The 16,475-nt window shown below is 57.1% G+C and carries 14 protein-coding genes and 1 pseudogene; 4 read left to right on the top strand and 11 right to left on the bottom strand.

Going from position 1 to position 16,475, the window contains the following annotated elements:
* Positions 1-39 precede the first annotated feature (39 nt).
* Positions 40-687: a glutathione S-transferase family protein gene (locus O77CONTIG1_RS06915; RefSeq protein WP_068509199.1), complete on the bottom strand. Its 648-nt coding sequence runs from the start codon at positions 685-687 to the stop codon at positions 40-42.
* 134 nt (positions 688-821) lie between these two features.
* Here O77CONTIG1_RS06915 and O77CONTIG1_RS06910 point away from each other — a divergent pair, with 134 nt between their 5' ends.
* On the top strand, positions 822-1,532 hold the full coding sequence (locus O77CONTIG1_RS06910; protein WP_068509197.1) for a hypothetical protein: 711 nt from the start codon (positions 822-824) through the stop codon (positions 1,530-1,532).
* Between the two features lie 78 nt (positions 1,533-1,610).
* Here the strand turns inward: O77CONTIG1_RS06910 and O77CONTIG1_RS06905 are convergent, their stop codons facing one another.
* The 4 genes from O77CONTIG1_RS06905 to O77CONTIG1_RS06890 all read right to left on the bottom strand — a co-directional run bounded on the left by O77CONTIG1_RS06905 (position 1,611) and on the right by O77CONTIG1_RS06890 (position 5,207).
* Positions 1,611-2,063: a divergent PAP2 family protein gene (locus O77CONTIG1_RS06905; RefSeq protein WP_068509195.1), complete on the bottom strand. Its 453-nt coding sequence runs from the start codon at positions 2,061-2,063 to the stop codon at positions 1,611-1,613.
* Between the two features lie 13 nt (positions 2,064-2,076).
* Positions 2,077-2,976, bottom strand: coding sequence for a geranylgeranyl diphosphate synthase CrtE (gene crtE / locus O77CONTIG1_RS06900; protein ID WP_068509193.1), 900 nt, complete (start codon positions 2,974-2,976; stop codon positions 2,077-2,079).
* Positions 2,977-3,234: 258 nt separating this feature from the next.
* A complete protein-coding gene (gene folD / locus O77CONTIG1_RS06895; RefSeq protein ID WP_068509191.1) occupies positions 3,235-4,098 on the bottom strand; it encodes a bifunctional methylenetetrahydrofolate dehydrogenase/methenyltetrahydrofolate cyclohydrolase FolD in 864 nt (287 codons plus the stop codon).
* Between the two features lie 182 nt (positions 4,099-4,280).
* The gene (locus O77CONTIG1_RS06890; protein WP_068509188.1) at positions 4,281-5,207 is read right to left on the bottom strand and encodes a LysR family transcriptional regulator; all 927 of its coding nucleotides are present in this window, start codon (positions 5,205-5,207) and stop codon (positions 4,281-4,283) included.
* Between the two features lie 453 nt (positions 5,208-5,660).
* Between O77CONTIG1_RS06890 and O77CONTIG1_RS06885 the strand changes: the two genes are divergently transcribed.
* Both O77CONTIG1_RS06885 and O77CONTIG1_RS06880 read left to right on the top strand, forming a co-directional pair.
* On the top strand, positions 5,661-7,052 hold the full coding sequence (locus O77CONTIG1_RS06885) for an NAD-dependent succinate-semialdehyde dehydrogenase (RefSeq protein ID WP_068509185.1): 1,392 nt from the start codon (positions 5,661-5,663) through the stop codon (positions 7,050-7,052).
* Between the two features lie 71 nt (positions 7,053-7,123).
* Positions 7,124-8,776: an acetolactate synthase large subunit gene (locus tag O77CONTIG1_RS06880; protein WP_068509184.1), complete on the top strand. Its 1,653-nt coding sequence runs from the start codon at positions 7,124-7,126 to the stop codon at positions 8,774-8,776.
* Between the two features lie 31 nt (positions 8,777-8,807).
* Here O77CONTIG1_RS06880 and O77CONTIG1_RS06875 read toward each other — a convergent pair whose 3' ends face one another.
* Both O77CONTIG1_RS06875 and O77CONTIG1_RS06870 read right to left on the bottom strand, forming a co-directional pair.
* Positions 8,808-9,836, bottom strand: coding sequence for an aromatic ring-hydroxylating dioxygenase subunit alpha (locus O77CONTIG1_RS06875; protein ID WP_068509182.1), 1,029 nt, complete (start codon positions 9,834-9,836; stop codon positions 8,808-8,810).
* 228 nt (positions 9,837-10,064) lie between these two features.
* The gene (locus O77CONTIG1_RS06870) at positions 10,065-11,486 is read right to left on the bottom strand and encodes a cytosine deaminase (protein ID WP_068509180.1); all 1,422 of its coding nucleotides are present in this window, start codon (positions 11,484-11,486) and stop codon (positions 10,065-10,067) included.
* A 252-nt stretch (positions 11,487-11,738) separates the two neighbouring features.
* Here O77CONTIG1_RS06870 and O77CONTIG1_RS06865 point away from each other — a divergent pair, with 252 nt between their 5' ends.
* On the top strand, positions 11,739-12,026 hold the full coding sequence (locus O77CONTIG1_RS06865; RefSeq protein WP_068509178.1) for a DUF2087 domain-containing protein: 288 nt from the start codon (positions 11,739-11,741) through the stop codon (positions 12,024-12,026).
* A 159-nt stretch (positions 12,027-12,185) separates the two neighbouring features.
* Here the strand turns inward: O77CONTIG1_RS06865 and O77CONTIG1_RS06860 are convergent, their stop codons facing one another.
* From O77CONTIG1_RS06860 to gshB, 4 genes and pseudogenes are all read right to left on the bottom strand, one after another.
* Positions 12,186-13,070: an ABC transporter permease gene (locus O77CONTIG1_RS06860; RefSeq protein ID WP_084782293.1), complete on the bottom strand. Its 885-nt coding sequence runs from the start codon at positions 13,068-13,070 to the stop codon at positions 12,186-12,188.
* 47 nt (positions 13,071-13,117) lie between these two features.
* Positions 13,118-13,926, bottom strand: a pseudogene (locus O77CONTIG1_RS06855) (ABC transporter ATP-binding protein).
* A 126-nt stretch (positions 13,927-14,052) separates the two neighbouring features.
* Positions 14,053-15,147, bottom strand: a complete 1,095-nt coding sequence (locus O77CONTIG1_RS06850) for an ABC transporter substrate-binding protein (protein WP_068509176.1) — start codon at positions 15,145-15,147, stop codon at positions 14,053-14,055.
* A 254-nt stretch (positions 15,148-15,401) separates the two neighbouring features.
* Entirely contained in the window at positions 15,402-16,376 is a 975-nt protein-coding gene (gene gshB / locus O77CONTIG1_RS06845) for a glutathione synthase (RefSeq protein ID WP_068509174.1), read from the bottom strand.
* Positions 16,377-16,475 lie beyond the last annotated feature (99 nt).

Genomic DNA, 16,475 nt, shown 5'->3' with positions numbered 1-16,475 from the left:
CCTCATCCTAGCGAAGGAGTCATCTCTGTCGCGTACTGCTTATGGGTGAGTCAGGACTTCGGTTTCTTGTTGAGCGTCTGTAATCCATGCCTGCATACTCGGCAGCGCCCACACGGCATCGGCATCGGCCTGGCATACCGGATCAAGCGCCACTCCATAGGTGACAAAGCGCGATACCACCGGGGCATACATTGCATCGGCAATGCCAAAGCCACCAAACAGAAACTCACCCTCGCTGCCATAGTTGCTGCGGCACTCGCGCCACAGGGATGTGATGCGGTCGATATCAGCCTGCACGCCCGGAGCGCGGCCTTTGCCTGGATAGCGCGATCGCACGTCCATCGGCATATGAGTCCGCAGTTTGGCAAATCCAGCGTGCATTTCGTGGCTCACCGCACGGGCGATCGCCCTGACCTGAGGATCGGCGGGATACCAAGGGCGATCGGGAAACAGTTCTGCAACATACTCACAAATCGCCAGCGATTCCCAAATGACCCAATCGCCCTGCCGCAGCGCAGGAACCCGCCGCGATGGGGAGTAGCGCTCAATCTGAGCGTAAAACTCTGGCGTATCTAGCGGTAGCCGAATTTCAGTAAAAGGCACGGCCATTTGGTGCATCGCCAGCCACGGGCGCAAAGACCAAGAGGAGTAGTTTTTGTTGCCGATGATGAGCGTGAGGGGAAGCATGGGCAAATGGGAGAAAAAGGCTTATCTGTAAAGATTCTGTAAAGAAATGAAGGAGGCCTAGTTTAAAAAATCCGGTTGGAGCGGGCTATGCTGCTGTAGTAGATTAGCGTTGCAGCGTAAGGATTGAGCGGGTTATGCGGGATTGGGGTTGGGTTTGGGGAACTGTGGCGCTATGCAGTTTAGCAATTCTGGGCAATGGTGGTGCGGGGGCCTGGGCGCAGGCTCGTCCAGTGCCGTCGGGGGCGACTCCCGCAGGGATTGCTTCGCGAATCGCCCAAGGACTGCCCGCCTGCCTGCCACCCCAATCTAGCGAAACGCTGGTGATGGTGCTAAATCAAACCCCCAACACGCTGGAGCAGTTGCGGTCTGTGGTGCCGCGCAACGCCAGCCTGACGGTTTGCGATTATTTGGGGCTAAACGTCACCCGCATTGGCGGCTTTGCTACGCCTGCCTTGGCCCGCGACTGGGCGGATTACCTGAATCGAGCGTTTGGCTATCGTACCTTTACCACCGTCGCCACCGCGCCCAACCCCACGCCGCAGCCGGGCCCTATTAGCTACGCCGTGCTGGTGAACCACTACAATCGCCCGGATTTGCTGGATCAGGTGCAGCAGGTTACGGGTCGCCGCGTCACGGTTGTCACCTACGACCAGCGCCCGCATCTGCTGGTAACCAGCACCAATGATTGGGCGATCGCCGCTGGATTGTTAAAAGATTTGAGCGATCGCGGCTTTGTCACCCTGATCGTCGATAGTCGCCAAATTACAGGACTCCGCCCGGTCGGCGGACAGCCCACAGACAGGCAGTTTGCCTTGCAAGATCTGTTCTCTTCGGTGGCGTTATAAATGCAATCGCTGGAAACCCTGCCAAGGCTTGACGGGTAATCCAAAATCGCAAATCCAAAATCAAGACATCGACAGGACTCAGTAGGCCTTCGCCGCCAGCCAGGAGACCACAACGCCCAGCGCACAGCCCGCAATCACCTGAACGGGCGTGTGTCCTAGCAGTTCCTTGAGCCGCTCTTCGTGAAATTCGGCATCTTCAAAAAATTCGCCCACGATTTTGTTCAGCACGCGGGCCTGCTTGCCGGCCGCCTGCCGCACGCCTGCCGCGTCATACATCACGATGATGGCAAACACCACCGCCACCGCAAACTCAGGACTGTCCCAGCCGGAAGATTGCCCCACACCACAGGCGAGCGCCGTGACGAATGCAGAGTGGGCGCTGGGCATCCCGCCCGTGTTGACAACCGTGCGAAAGCTAACCTTGCCATGACGGGCCAACTCTACGATTAGCTTTAGCACCTGGGCTATAAGACAGGCCGCAACCGCAACCCACAGCACGACGTTTTGAAAGACTAGACCAAAATCCTGCATGAGGTCGCTCCCCTTAATGCGTGCGGGCAGTGATATAGTCGGCGATCGCCAAAAGCGGCTGGGCGCGAGTGCCATAGGGCGACAACTCTGCCTTGGCGCTGGCGATCAGCTGCGCCGCCTGCCGCTTCGATTCTTCAATGCCCCAAAAACTGGGATACGTAGCCTTCTGCGCCTGCACGTCCTTGCCTACCGATTTTCCCAGTTCCTCCGGCGTAGCCGTCAAGTCCAGCACATCGTCCACGATCTGGAACGCCAGCCCAATATCTTGCGAATATCTAGATAGCCGCTGCTGATCTTCTGCCGAAGCGCCTGCCAGGATCGCTCCGCAGACGACCGATGCTTCTAGCAGCGCCCCGGTCTTGTGGCGATGAATCCAGGTCAGCGTTTCCAGGGTCACGTCCGGCTTCCCTTCCGATTCCAGATCCACAACCTGTCCGCCCACCAGACCCGCCGCGCCGACCGCCCGACTCAGGTGAACGATGACCTGAAGCGTGCGATCGCTCGGCACGCCCGCCGTTCTTGCAGCAATGTATTCAAATGCATAGGTCAACAGCCCGTCACCCGCCAGAATCGCGATGTCCTCGCCGTAAACCTTATGATTCGTGAGTTTGCCCCGGCGATAGTCGTCGTTGTCCATCGCGGGCAGGTCATCATGAATCAGCGACATGGTGTGAATCATCTCCAGGGCACAGGCCGTCGGCAGCGCCATTTCCACCGTGCCGCCTAGCATCTCGCAAGTCGCCAAACACAAAATCGGCCGCAGCCGTTTGCCCCCTGCCATCAGGGAATAACGCATCGACTCGTAGATCGTTTCGGGATAGACCACTGGAAGGGATTGATCCAGCGCCGCTTCTACGATTGCCTGTCGCTCTGCCAAATAACCCGATAAATCAAAAACTTGAGTCGCCACCATGCCAATTTCCTGGAATTCTGCCCTTAGTTAGGGTGATAAGTTGGCCAATCTTCGGCCAACTGAACGGATCTAGCACATTAATCTAGACGCAATCCAATGTACCCCGGATGAGGGTCGGAATGTACAGATTAGGGGCCAAGGATTAGGGGTCAGGGGATAGGGGTGATGGAGTGTTGGAGTAAGGGAAGAGAGAAGAACGAAGAACGAAGAGCGAAGAACGAAGAAGTTCCGTTTTTCGTTTTTCGTTTTTTCCGTCCGTCACTCCGCCACTCTCCTTAAATAACTCCACACCGTATTTGCCATTAGCATCGTTACGGTCATCGGCCCAACGCCGCCGGGGACGGGCGTGATCCAGGAGGCCACGTCTTTGACCGATACAAAGTCTACGTCGCCGACCAAACGACTGCCGCCGTCGTCGGTGATGCGGTTGATGCCCACGTCAATCACAGCGGCCCCAGGTTTGACCATATCGGCAGTGATCAAGTTGGGGCGGCCGACAGCGGCGACCAGGATATCGGCAGAGCGGGCAACAGCAGCCAAGTCGGGTGTGCGGGAATGAGCCATCGTGACGGTGGCATCTTGGGCTAGCAGCATGAGGCCGAGGGGCTTGCCAACCAGGATGCTACGCCCGATGACGACGGCGTGTTTGCCCCTGGGATCGATGTGATATTCCTCCAGCAGTTTCATTACGCCTGCGGGGGTGCAGCTTTGTAGCCCCACTTCGCCGCGCACTAGGCGACCCAGGTTCATGGGGTGCAGCCCGTCGGCATCTTTGTCGGGGTGAATTTGGTTGAGCAGGGCAACGGAATCCAGGTGTTCGGGCAGGGGAAGCTGCACCAAGATGCCGTCTACGCGATCATCATGGTTGAGTTCGTCGATGACCCGCGACAGTTCTGCTTGAGTCGTATCGGCGGGAAAATGCTTACCCAGGGACACCATGCCCAGTTTCTCGCAGGCGCGTTCTTTGTTGCGGACGTAGGCAGCGCTGGCGGGATTGTCGCCCACCATCAGCACCGCCAGACCGGGCGATCGCCCTCCGGCTGCTTTGATCGCTGCGATTTGCTGAGCCAGTTCTGCCTGAATTTTTTGAGCCAGCGCTTTGCCATCCAAAATATCCGCCATACGCACCGAGGGGGTTGAGGAGCAAGCTTGATTTTAATCTGGGGTGTGGCGCTGGGTGGGATTTTAGATTTTGGATTTTAGATTTTGGATTTTAGATTTTGGATTTGGGGATTGGGACAAATTTGCGGGTTGACCGATTGCTTAGAAGGCAGTTGCTCCGCAGGTGGGCAAGTGTAGAAATTCTAGACCAGCGTGGGAATTACGCCTGTTTCTTCCATTTGGGCGGCGGCGACTTGCAGATAGTCGAGGAAGGTGGAGGCGACGACCGAAAGCTGCTTTCCTGACAGGTGGACAACATACCATTTGCGGGGAATCGGGAAGCCTTCGACATCGAAGGCCATCAGTTCGCCCATGGAGCCGTCGTGGGCGATGGTGTGCGACGACAGGACTGCCAGCCCCAACCCTCCGGCGATCGCCTGCTTGATGGCCTCATTGCTGCCCAGTTCTAGCCGCACCCGCACCGACAGATCGTGGTCATCCAGCAATTTTTGAAAGGCTCGGCGCGTGCCCGATCCTGGCTCCCGCATAATGAAGGTTTCTTCGGCGAGGCGCTTGAGGGAAATATTTTTTTCTTTTGCCAGGGGGTGAGTTTTGGGGCCGATCACTACCAGCGGATTGTCTAGAAACGGATGGGCTACGATGTCCAGGTTTTCGGGCAGTTGGCTCATCACATATAGATCGTCCTGGTTGTTGCCCAGGCGCTCGATGACGCGCTCGTGGTTGGTGACGGTGAGGGAAATATCGACACCGGGATATTTTTGGCAAAAGGGGCCAAGCAGACGCGGCAGGAAGTATTTTGCCGTTGTGATCACTGCCAGCCGCAGCCGGCCCTGCTTCATGCCCTTTAGGTCAGCAATGCTCATTTCAAGCTGTTCGAGCTTGCCAAAAATATCCTGGCAGGTGGAAAACAGTTCCCGTCCTGCATCGGTCAGAAACAATCGCTTGCCGACTTGCTCAAACAGGGGCAGACCGATTGCTTTAGTGAGTTGCTTTACCTGCATGGACACGGTGGGCTGGGTCAGAAATAGCTCCTCTGCCGCCCGTGTAAAGCTGCCGTGCCGGGCCGTTGCTTCAAAGACCTTGAGCTGATGCAGCGTCGCGTGAATCACAAGAGCCTCCTTGTAAAGAAAGCGCGGTCAAGAGCGCAGATGAAGGGATGGGTGGATGAGACGGAAATTCTCAGTTCTTATAGACTCTAGTCTATTACAAGGTTGTCAAGAAAAGCATTTTTTCTATGGATTTCTGCATGAGCTTCAGTCCACCATTGCCAAGGCAAAGAGGGAAGACTGAAATTGTTAAATTCGTCACACTTTGTCAACATTTCCAACGTTCTGCGCCGCCTGCCGATTTTTCTTGGAAGACTAGAAAGGAAGAAGCCTGGTTGAGCCAGGGATTTGAGCAGGGTTCGGTGCTGAGCAGGGGGCTAGACGAAAGCGATCGCCCTGTCAGAAAACCGCAACAACTCGACAACAATCGAGCGGGCGTTGCAAAACCAGCACGTTAGAGTTGAGAAGGTTGAGGCGCTTGCGCGTCTGCTCCTTGCAAAAAGAGGAGGTTTAGTCATGGGAATCGCTACAGTAAACCCGGCGACTGGCGAAACGCTACAGACATTTGATCCAATAACCGATGGGGCGATCGCCCGCGCCATCGACGCTGCCCAACACACGTTCGAGTCTTATCGCCACACCCCCTTGACCCAGCGGGCCCAGTGGCTCTACGCCGCTGCCGAAATTCTAGAACAAGAAAAGGCAGAATTCGGCAAAATGATGACGCTGGAAATGGGCAAGCCCATCGGCCCATCGATTGCCGAAGTGGAAAAATCCGCCTGGGTCTGCCGCTTTTATGCCGAAAATGCGGAAAAATTCCTTGCGCCCGTGCCCATCGAAACTGACGCCAGCCACAGCTACGTGACCTACCAACCGCTGGGCATTGTGCTGGCAGTGATGCCGTGGAACTTTCCCTTCTGGCAGGTGTTTCGGTTTGCGGCTCCGGCGCTGATGGCGGGCAACGTGGGCTTGCTCAAGCACGCCTCCAATGTGCCCCAGTCGGCCCTGGCAATTCAGGACATTCTCGAGCGGGCTGGATTTCCCAAAGGTGCGTTTCAGACGCTGCTGATCGGCGCAGATAAGGTAGCGCAAATCGTCGCGGACGATCGCATCAAAGCCGCCACGCTGACGGGCAGCGAACCCGCCGGAGCCAGCCTGGCCGCCACCGCTGGAAAGTACCTCAAAAAAACGGTGCTGGAACTGGGCGGTAGCGATCCGTTTGTCGTGATGGAGAGCGCCGATCTGGATGCCGCCGTGTCGATGGCCGTGACCGCTCGCATGATCAATAACGGTCAATCCTGTATCGCCGCCAAGCGCTTTATCGTGCAGGAGGCGATCGCTGATGCATTCACTCAAGCCTTAGTCGAGAAGTACAAAGCGCTGAAAATCGGCGATCCGCTGCTGCCCGAAACCCAAATCGGGCCACTGGCCACGCCCGCCATTCTGCATGAGGTTCATCACCAGGTCGAAGCCTGCATCGACGCGGGCGGCAAGGTGCTGATCGGCGGCGACCCGGACGACGTGCCCACCAAAGCCGATGCCAAACTCAGTCAGGGTAACTTCTACCCGCCCACGATCATCGTCGATGTGCCGCCCGACGCGCCCGTTGCCAAGGAAGAAATTTTTGGCCCGGTGGCTATGGTCTTCCGCGTGGCTGACCTAGATGCCGCCATCCGCCTGGCCAACAGCACCCCGTTTGGTCTGGGAGCCAGCGCCTGGACGCGAATCCCAGAAGAGGGCGATCGCCTCGTCGCGGAACTGGAAGCGGGCAGCGTCTTCCTCAACAGCATGGTGAAATCTGACCCGCGCCTCCCCTTCGGCGGCATCAAGCGCTCCGGCTACGGCCGCGAACTCGGCCGCGAAGGCATTTTGGAGTTTGTCAACGTCAAAACCGTCTGGATTAAGTAAGGGCGGATCAAGTTCTTTCTTCCCCACCCTCATTCCCCTCTTTGCTCTCCTCATCCCTACAAGAAACCCCTATGACCTCGACCTCTCTCAACACTGCCGAACTGCTTGTGAAATGCCTGGAAAACGAAGGCGTGGAATATATCTTCGGTCTACCGGGCGAAGAAAACCTGCATGTCCTAGAAGCACTGAAGCATTCGTCCATTAAGTTCATCACCACGCGGCATGAGCAGGGCGCGGCGTTTATGGCGGATGTGTATGGGCGGCTGACGGGCAAGGCGGGCGTGTGTTTGTCTACGCTAGGGCCCGGCGCGACGAACCTGATGACGGGCGTGGCAGACGCGAATCTCGATCGTGCGCCACTAGTAGCCATTACCGGGCAAGTGGGCACGGATCGGATGCATATTGAATCGCATCAGTATCTTGATCTGGTGGCGATGTTTTCACCCGTGACGAAATGGAACGCGCAAATCGTGCGACCAAGCATTACCCCAGAAATTGTTCGCAAGGCGTTCAAGATCGCGCAAAGTGAAAAACCAGGCGCAGTACATATCGATCTCCCAGAAAATATCGCCGCGATGACAGCAGAAGGAACGCCACTGCGAAAAGAGGCGATCGAAAAAGTGTATGCCTCGTTTAACAGCATTGAACGGGCGGCAACGGCTATCTCGCAAGCGAAGAATCCCATTATTCTCGTGGGCAATGGCGCGATTCGCTCCCATGCCAGTGATGCGGTGACGAACTTTGCGCGATCGCTCAATATTCCCGTCGCCAATACCTTCATGGGCAAAGGTGTGATTCCCTACACCGATCGCTTGGCGCTGTGGACTGTTGGCTTGCAGCAGCGCGACTTCATTAGCTGCGGGTTTGACAATACGGATCTGGTGATTGCCATTGGCTATGACCTGATCGAGTATTCGCCCAAGCGCTGGAACCCCACGGGTGAGATCCCAATTATTCACATCAACGCCACGCCAGCAGAAATCGACAGCAGCTACATCCCGCTGGCGGAGGTGATCGGCGATATCTCTGATTCGCTGGAAGAAATTCTGCGGCGGAGCGATCGCCAAGACAAGCCCGAACCCTACGCCATTCACCTGCGAAAAGACATTCTGGCCGACTATGAGGAACACGCCAAGGACGATAGCTTTCCCGTCAAGCCACAAAAGCTGATCCACGATTTGCGAACAGTGATGGGCCCCGAAGATATCGTCATTTCGGACGTAGGGGCGCACAAGATGTGGATGGCGCGACACTATCACTGCGATCGCCCCAATACCTGCATTATCTCCAACGGCTTCGCGGCAATGGGGATTGCCATTCCAGGGGCGATCGCCGCCAAGCTGGTTGCCCCAAACCGCAAGGTGGTCGCCGTTACAGGTGACGGCGGCTTCATGATGAACAACCAGGAACTCGAAACCGCCCTCCGTATTGGTACGCCATTTGTCACCATCATCTTTAACGATGGCGGCTATGGACTGATCGAATGGAAGCAGCACAATCATTTCGGCGAGTCGGCGTTTATCAAATTCACCAATCCAGACTTTGTGAAACTGGCGGAAAGCATGGGGCTGAAAGGCTACCGAATTTCCGCAACCACCGACTTTATCCCCACGCTCAAAGAAGCCCTGGCGCAAGATGTGCCCGCCATTATTGACTGCCCCATCGACTACAGCGAAAATCTCCGCTTTAGCCAGCGGGCAGGCGATCTAACTTGCGCGATTTAGCGCGATTTACGCAAGTGCATTTGCGAATCAATTAGCTCGTAAACGCTCGCCCCAGCCCCAGCTTGGCCAGCAGCTTGCGGTAGGTAATAGAGCTTTTGTCGCCCGCGATGTGAACTTCATCTGCCAGGTTGATGGGCAGATCTTCGGGCCAGAGTTCTTCAACGATGGCCTTGTCTTCGCCAAAAACCTGGTGATTAAACGCTAGCGTTTCTTCCAACGGTGCGTCTTTATCAAAGTTGCGGCAGAGGGGCGAAAATACGCGGGTCTTGCGGGCTGAAATGGGGCTGGCCGCATTCAGAATATGCAGCATTCCGTTGGGGAAGGTGACCGAGAGCTTGACCGTGAACGGCAGCCAGGCCTGAAACAGCCGCCGCCACTGAAACCCAGGCGGGCTGAGGTGTTTGTAGCCGTGGGGCAGATTGCTGACGGTGCTAACATAATCTGCTGTAAACCCACCTTCCGTAAAGGCAACGGGATAGTCGGGCACTTCAGGATTATCCCGTTCCCCAAAGGAGTCTTTGTGGACAAAGGCAAAGTGGCTGACATCTAGAAAACCCTCGATCTGACGACCCGCCGCCGCGTCTAGATAAACTGAGTCAGGAATGATCTGGATATAGTCGGGGTCATTCCAGGCATCAAATTCAGGGAAGGGAACCGGGCCATTGTCCACCAGCCGTACCCAGATGAGTCCGTACTGTTCTCGCACCGGGTAGGTTGTGAGGCGGAGACGCTTGGGAATCGCGGCATCAGGGGCAGCCGGAATGCAGACGCATTGGCCATCCTGGGTATACCGAACGCCGTGGTAGGCACAGACCAGTTCGCCATCTTCGACCCAGCCCATGCTCAGGGGAGCGCCGCGATGTAGACAGAGGTCTTTTGCCGCCATTACGCCGCCGTCGCCTGCCCGGTAAAGCACTAGTCGCTCATCGAGCAGGCGCACCCCAATGGGCTTATCCGCAACTTCGTGGGCAAAGGCAACGGGATACCAGAAGGGAGCCAGAGCCTCCCAGTCAGAAGGGCTGAAGGTGCAATCCCGAGGCAGGGCGAACGTGGCTGTCATAGGAATTTGAAGGAAAACCTGTAGGTGCGTGAGCGGTCAACGTCCTAGTCAATGCGCTGATGCTAAGACGGACAGACGGCTGAGAACTGTATCCCCCTCTACTACAGGCAAGCCCTTTCCCCAGGCGATAAGTTTTTAGTATTGAAAAATCACAAGCATTGTTCGCAGGCGGCACTCGTGGCAGGTCGCCCCCTGGGTCAGTTCTGCCCTGGGCAACCTGGGTCAGCGCTACTTCAGCAGTAGATCATCTAGCTCTGCGTAGTCGGGCAGCGTTGTGTCGATGGGTTTGCCCTGGCGCAATACCGTGCGATCGCCCTGGGGACGGGCCAGCAGTTCGCTGAAGTAGCGTGCTGTGCAGAGAATCAGATCGGCGGGTAGCCCCGGCGCAATGCGGCCTGCATCCGGCAAGCCCATCAGGTCAGCGGGTGTTGTGGTGACGACGCGACTCCAGTCGCCATAGGGCGCATCGAGCTGAGCAATCCGCACGCCCTGGGTGAACACCTCCAGCCCGTCATGGTCGCCAAAGCCATAGAACGGATCGCGGCAGTTGTCGCTGGCGATCGCCACTGGCACGCCTGCATGTTTCAGTTCGTGCAGCAGCGTAATGCCACGCCATCTGGGGGTGCGGGTGGGAGCCTGTCGCAGGGCAGGTGGGTGAGCGCAAGGGGGAGACGAAGCCGCCGCCTGCCCCCTGAGGGCTGAGCGCTGATTTCGGTCTTGCAAATACAAATTGCACATAGGCAGGCTGACCACGCCAATGCGGGCAGCTTTCACCAAGTCGATGGTTTTCTGGGCTTCGTCGTCAGACTGCACGGCCAGGCTGCAACAATGGCCGCAGACAATCTGCCCGCGAAAGTCGTGGCGCAGGGCGGCTTCGGCCACGTAGCGTAGGGTAATGTCGTTGGGGTCGCCGCTTTCGTCGGTGTGCAGGTCAATGTCCAGCCCGCGATCAATGGCGAGGGTAAACAGACGATCGAGCTGGGCTTCCAGGTCGGGCCCCATCATCGTCACGCCACCCAGGATACCGCCCATCTCGGCAACCAGGTCAGCCAGAATTTCGCCTTCTGGTGTGCAATAGTAGTCCAGCGTCACCAGTGACACCGCCTCCAGCGTCAGGCGATCGACCCAGTCTTGCTGAAGTGCATTAAACACGCTCCAACTCACGGCCGCTTGGTCGCCAAAGGAGTCGATATGGGTGCGGATGGCGGTGGTGCCGTGGGCATAGCTACACTTCAGCCCAAACTCAAGACGGCGATACACGTCCTCTGCGTCCCAATGTTTGCTGGCATCTGCGCGAATGATTTCCAGCGCATCCTCAAAGGTTGCAGAATAGTTGGGCGATCGCCCCCAGACGTGCCCTTTGTCCAGATGCGTATGCAGATCGACCAGCCCAGCCCACACCATGCCGCCCTTCAGGTCAACCGTCGGCACAGGTTCTCCTCCTGCCTCACCCGCTGCATTAGCACTGGGGCGAATCCCGCGAATTGCGCCATCCAAAATTTCCAGATCCACCCGCGCCAGGTTATCCTGCGCCAGAATGCCCGCCGTCTTGGGCAAGACCAGCGAATCAGGCAGCAGCGGCCGGGGCACATGGGCGTTGCACAGCCAGTAGTGCGGTTCATTCAGGCGGGCGAAATCGAGGTGCGGCATCGTGTAGAAATTAGGAAATTGAGGATTGGCTGGCAGTTCGCAAAACTATCGCAACTATCGCAAAACCAGCTTTAGGGCACTTCGATAAATCCGGGATCGGGGCAGTTGAACTACTCCAATCGACGAGATATCGTTGCTTAGGCGTGTAGGATTGCTTGGGAGCGCAGGATTGGTATGTTTCGAGGTGCCCTTTAGATCATGCGCCAAAATCGCCAATCCAAAATCCCAAATTAGACGGAGGAGCGGGATGAAATGATCGACTTTACAGAACTCCAGCCCTACCTGGATGATCAGGGCCGGGTGACGCGCTGGCCGTCCAAGCGCAATCGAGCGCGGGTGCAAACGCTGGTACTGTGGTATCTGGCTGAAAAATTCGCTGCGGGCAGAACCTACACCGAACGCGAGGTAAACCAGCTCCTCAATGAACATCACACGTTCTGCGACCCGGCTCTACTCCGCCGCGAACTGTTTGAACATGGCCTGCTCCAGCGGGAACGCAACGGCTCTGCCTACTGGCTGCCCCCAAAAACATCATCCTAGTGCTACGTCACAGCTAGAACTTAGGTTGGTAATAAGCGCTTTAGCGCTGAAGCGCTTACTACGAGCCACTGAAAACATCATCCTAGTGCTACGTCACAGCTAGAACTTAGGTTGGTAATAAGCGCTTTAGCGCTGAAGCGCTTACTACGAGCCACTGCGCTAATTTTCTCGGCGGACAGCGCTTTCGTGCCAGTGGCGCAGGAGGCGGTCGGAAAGCATCGTTAGCAAGACAAAAATTAGGATGCCCAGCACGGTGGTCAGCAAGAGGGCAGCAAACATGCGGGGAATCTGGAGGTTGAAGCTGGAGATCAGGATTTGGTAGGCCAGCCCAGAGCTAGTGCCGCCTGTGCCCGCGACAAATTCTGCCACCACCGCGCCGATGAGCGCCAGTCCGCCGCTGATTCGCAGACCGCCGAGGAAGTAGGGTAGGGCGCTGGGCAGCCGCAGATAGCGCAGGGTTTGCCAGCGCGAGGCGCGATAGAGCTGGAACAGGTTAATCAGGTTGTGGTCGGCGCTGTTTAGCCCCAGCGTGGTGTTCGACAGGATGGGAAAAAAGGCAACCAGCCACGCGCAGATGACCAGAGACACAAAGGTAGACGCATTACCCGGAACCAACTGCCGCACCCAGAGGATGATTAGCGGGGCGATCGCCACAATCGGGGTCGTCTGCAAAATCACCGCGTAGGGAAAGAAGCTGCGCTCGATCCACTTGCTCTGGGTAAACAGTACAGAAACCAGCAGGCCCGACACCACCGCTGCCAGGAAGGCAAACAGCGTGATTTTCATCGTGATCAGCAGCGAGGGGAACAGCGTCCCCCATTCCTGCACCAGCGTTTGCAGCACCAGAATCGGCCCTGGCAGGATGTAGGGCGGTGTGTTAGTCAGGCGCACGCCAATTTCCCACAGCGCCAGCATCAACAGGCCCACGATAATCGGAGCCAGGATATCGGGCGAGAGCAGGCGTTGCAGTTGGGACGGTTGACCAAACTCCGAGGATGGGGCAGAGGCTTCGGGCTGGCGAGATACGTCAAACAGATTGGCCATCGGAATGCTGCCTTATGAAATCAGGTTGGCGCGAAATCGGGCTAGCGCTATGCAGGCTGGTTCACGACGCTGGGTGAAACGCTGCCGTTGGGATGCAAGGTCGAAGGCTGACCAGCGGCACGAGACAGGCTGTGGGAAATGTCGCGGCAGTAGTCGTTAAACAGCGGCGTAGTGCGAAACTCTTCGGTGCGGGGATAGGGAGCGGCGATCGCCACGTCTGCCACCACGCGCCCCGGACGCGCCGCCATCACCACCACGCGATTCGACAGGTACACCGCTTCGTAGATATTGTGGGTCACAAACACCACCGTCCACTGCTTCTGCTCCCAGAGGTTCAGCAGGTCGCTGTTGAGCTTGCTGCGGGTCATTTCGTCCAGCGCCCCAAAGGGTTCGTCCATCAGCAAGATTTCCGGCTTTGTCACCAGGGCGCGGGCGATGGAGACGCGCATCCGCATTCCGCCAGAGAGTTCTCGCGGGTAGGCTTTTTCAAATCCTTGCAGGGCCACCAGGGCGATCGCCTCCTGCACCGCCTCCCGCGCCGCGCTTTTTCGAGGCCCGACAGCTTCAGCGGCAGCGCCACGTTGTCTTCCACCGTTGCCCAGGGCATGAGCGCCGCCTCTTGAAAGACGTAGGCCAGCTTCCGCTGGGAACTGCCGCCCCAGTACAAATTACCCGAACTCATCTTGCCCAGCCCTGCTACCATCCGCAGCACGGTGCTTTTGCCACAGCCCGACGGGCCCAACAGGCTGACAAACTGCCCCTCCTGCACCGTCAGGTCGAGGTTTTGCAGCGCCACCGTGCCGTTGGAATAGACCTTACTGACATCGCTAAGCGTAAACGCCGCTGGGGTGTTCATGCGATGGGGTTCCTTAAAACTAGTGGAGCGAGACCAGTTGCATAAGCCTAGTTAGGCGGCAGGGCAGCGGAACCAGTTGCGCCAGATCCGCTACACCTGCTGCGCTTCATTTACACCGTACTCGACTTAGACCTTATACGCATCCGGGCCTTTGTTGACAAATTGGAGCGTGTAGGCCTGGGTATAGTCGGTTTCTGGCTTAAACACACCCTCTGCTGCCATCGTGTCAAAGAAGGATTTCCAGCGTTCCTCGGTCATTGCGCCGATGCCTTTCACCTGTGCGTCGCCCGAATCGACAATGCCGTATTCCTTCATCTTCTCAATGCCATAGGCGATTTGCTCATCGGTCATCTCCGGGTTATCTTTCTTGATCAGCTCGTTACCCGGCGATGGATCGCCATAGAGATAGCTGTACCAGCCCTTGATGGAGGCATCCACAAACCGCTGCACTAGGTCGGGGTTGCTTTCGACCAGTTCGCGCTTGCACTCGATGGTTGTGGAATACGGTTCGTAGCCGTAGTCTGCTATCAGAAATACCACGGGGTCGAAGCCGCCTTCTTTTTTAATCGCCAGCGGCTCGGAACTGAGATAGCCTTGCTGCGCGGTTTGCTTGTCTTGCAAAAATGGGCCGGGGTTGAAATTGTAGGGTCGCTTCTGGTCGTCGGTGAACCCAAACTTGGCTCTCAAAAACGGCCAATAGGTCACGTTTGCCGAAGAGGAGACAAAAATGGGGCGACCCTTCAGGTCTTCGAGCGAGTCGGCCGTGCCGGGGTGCGCCATCAGGATTTGCGGGTCCTTTTGGAAGATGGCGGCAACAGTGACTTTGGGGATGCCCTCTTCGACGGCCTTGATGGCATCGGCGGCGTAGCCCATAAAAAAGTCGATCGCGCCGCCCATGAGCAACTGCGTGCCGTTGACCTGGGGCCCGCCCATGCTAATGGTTACATCCAGCCCTGCATCTTTGTATAAGCCCGTGGCAACCGCCTGATAGAAGCCGCCGTGTTCTGCCTGGGCATACCAGTTGGTGCCGTAGGTGATTTTGGTTAGCTCACCGGACGCAGGGCTAGCACCAGCCGCAGGACTGGCCGGCGCTTCGGTCGAGGTTGGTGCTTGAGAGGCGCAGGCAGCAACAAGACCTGTGCCAGCGGCGATCGCCCCATACTGTAAAAACTTGCGTCGTTTCAGGGGCGATCGCCCCGACGGATACCACAACTGACTCATCCAACTCACCTCATTGCTAACAAAATTGAGCGAACGGAAACAGAATAACCCATACAGGCGTACTACAAAATCTGGGTAACTGCTGCATACTCCGAAAAAATGCCCTGTTTCTAAAATATTCAGCCCTTTAGAGCCAGGAGCTTTACAAATCCCAATATTTGACCCTACTAGAACACATCACCCCGGATTGTAGTTTGGGATACTAGAGATAGCGGTGTGGTAATGCAGAAATCACAGACTACTATCAGGACGAGCTAACGTTCTGTGCCCAATTGCCGACTCAGCCAGTCCATGACCTGCTGTCCCAGGCGAACGTCGTTGAGCCGATCGATTTCTCGAATGCCAGTAGGGCTGGTGACGTTGACTTCGGTAAGGTGGCCGCCGATGATGTCGATGCCCACGAAGACTAGCCCGTCGCGGCGCAGAGCCGGGGCAAGCTGTTCACAAATTTGGCGATCGCGCTCGGTAATCTCCACCGCTGCTACGCGCCCGCCCACCGCCATATTGCCGCGAAATTCTTTGCCTGTGGGGATGCGGTTGACGGCTCCAATCGGTTCGCCATTCAGCAAAATCACGCGCTTGTCGCCGTCTTTTGCCGCAGGCAGATATTCCTGCACCATGATCGGAAAGCGAAACTGCTGGGTGCTGATTTCGATCAGCGAGTTTAGATTGCGATCGCCCGGTTCGGCAAACAAAATCCCCTCGCCTGCCTTGCCTCCAAGCGGCTTCATCACGGCTGCGCCCTGCCGCTCCACAAACTCGCGAATCACCTGCTTGTCGGCGGTGACGATGGTTTCAGGAATCGCTCCCGTAAATTGCAGCGCATACATCTTTTCATTAGCTGCCCGCAGCCCCGCCGGGGAATTGATCACCCACGTCCTATCTGGATTCACATAGTCTAGAACGTAGGTGGCATACAGATAGGGAATATCCACAGGCGGATCAGTCCGCATGAACACCGCATCCAGGCTGTCTAGCGGCAAAAACTGGCGATCGCCCAGTTCAAACCACGCCTCCGCCGCCACCCAGCGCCCTTCTACCAGTTCGACCGGAACCAACCACACGGGCTGAAGCTGAGCATAAGCCCTGCCGCCCACCACCGACAGCCGATTCGCCTCCGTAATCCACACCTCATGTCCCATCTGCTGCGCCGCCTCCATCAGCGCCACGCTGGTATCGTGGCCAGGATCGAGGCGGTGGATTGGATCAATGATGAAAGCAAGTTTCATAAATGAAGTCGGGAAATCAAGTCGGGGATTGAGGACGTGAACCGAAGGGCAGAACAGCGCGAGGCAGCGGCAGAGCGCAAGAGAGCGGGGTGGCCGATC

Source organism: Leptolyngbya sp. O-77 (assembly GCF_001548395.1).
GTDB lineage: Bacteria > Cyanobacteriota > Cyanobacteriia > Elainellales > Elainellaceae > Thermoleptolyngbya.
The sequence above is the reverse complement of the archived record's forward strand: the minus strand, read 5'-3'. Positions and strand labels throughout refer to the sequence as shown.

Bases quoted from the DNA above. Each gene is read 5' to 3' on its own strand.
- folD (WP_068509191.1), bottom strand. From the start codon at position 4,098: ATGGCGGATATTTTGGATGGCAAAGCGCTGGCTCAAAAAATTCAGGCA.
- O77CONTIG1_RS06915 (WP_068509199.1), bottom strand. From the start codon at position 687: ATGCTTCCCCTCACGCTCATCATCGGCAACAAAAACTACTCCTCTTGG.
- gshB (WP_068509174.1), bottom strand. From the start codon at position 16,376: ATGAAACTTGCTTTCATCATTGATCCAATCCACCGCCTCGATCCTGGC.
- O77CONTIG1_RS06850 (WP_068509176.1), bottom strand. From the start codon at position 15,147: ATGAGTCAGTTGTGGTATCCGTCGGGGCGATCGCCCCTGAAACGACGC.
- O77CONTIG1_RS06905 (WP_068509195.1), bottom strand. From the start codon at position 2,063: ATGCAGGATTTTGGTCTAGTCTTTCAAAACGTCGTGCTGTGGGTTGCG.
- O77CONTIG1_RS06880 (WP_068509184.1), top strand. From the start codon at position 7,124: ATGACCTCGACCTCTCTCAACACTGCCGAACTGCTTGTGAAATGCCTG.
- O77CONTIG1_RS06875 (WP_068509182.1), bottom strand. From the start codon at position 9,836: ATGACAGCCACGTTCGCCCTGCCTCGGGATTGCACCTTCAGCCCTTCT.
- O77CONTIG1_RS06885 (WP_068509185.1), top strand. From the start codon at position 5,661: ATGGGAATCGCTACAGTAAACCCGGCGACTGGCGAAACGCTACAGACA.
- O77CONTIG1_RS06865 (WP_068509178.1), top strand. From the start codon at position 11,739: ATGATCGACTTTACAGAACTCCAGCCCTACCTGGATGATCAGGGCCGG.
- crtE (WP_068509193.1), bottom strand. From the start codon at position 2,976: ATGGTGGCGACTCAAGTTTTTGATTTATCGGGTTATTTGGCAGAGCGA.
- O77CONTIG1_RS06860 (WP_084782293.1), bottom strand. From the start codon at position 13,070: ATGGCCAATCTGTTTGACGTATCTCGCCAGCCCGAAGCCTCTGCCCCA.
- O77CONTIG1_RS06910 (WP_068509197.1), top strand. From the start codon at position 822: ATGCGGGATTGGGGTTGGGTTTGGGGAACTGTGGCGCTATGCAGTTTA.
- O77CONTIG1_RS06870 (WP_068509180.1), bottom strand. From the start codon at position 11,486: ATGCCGCACCTCGATTTCGCCCGCCTGAATGAACCGCACTACTGGCTG.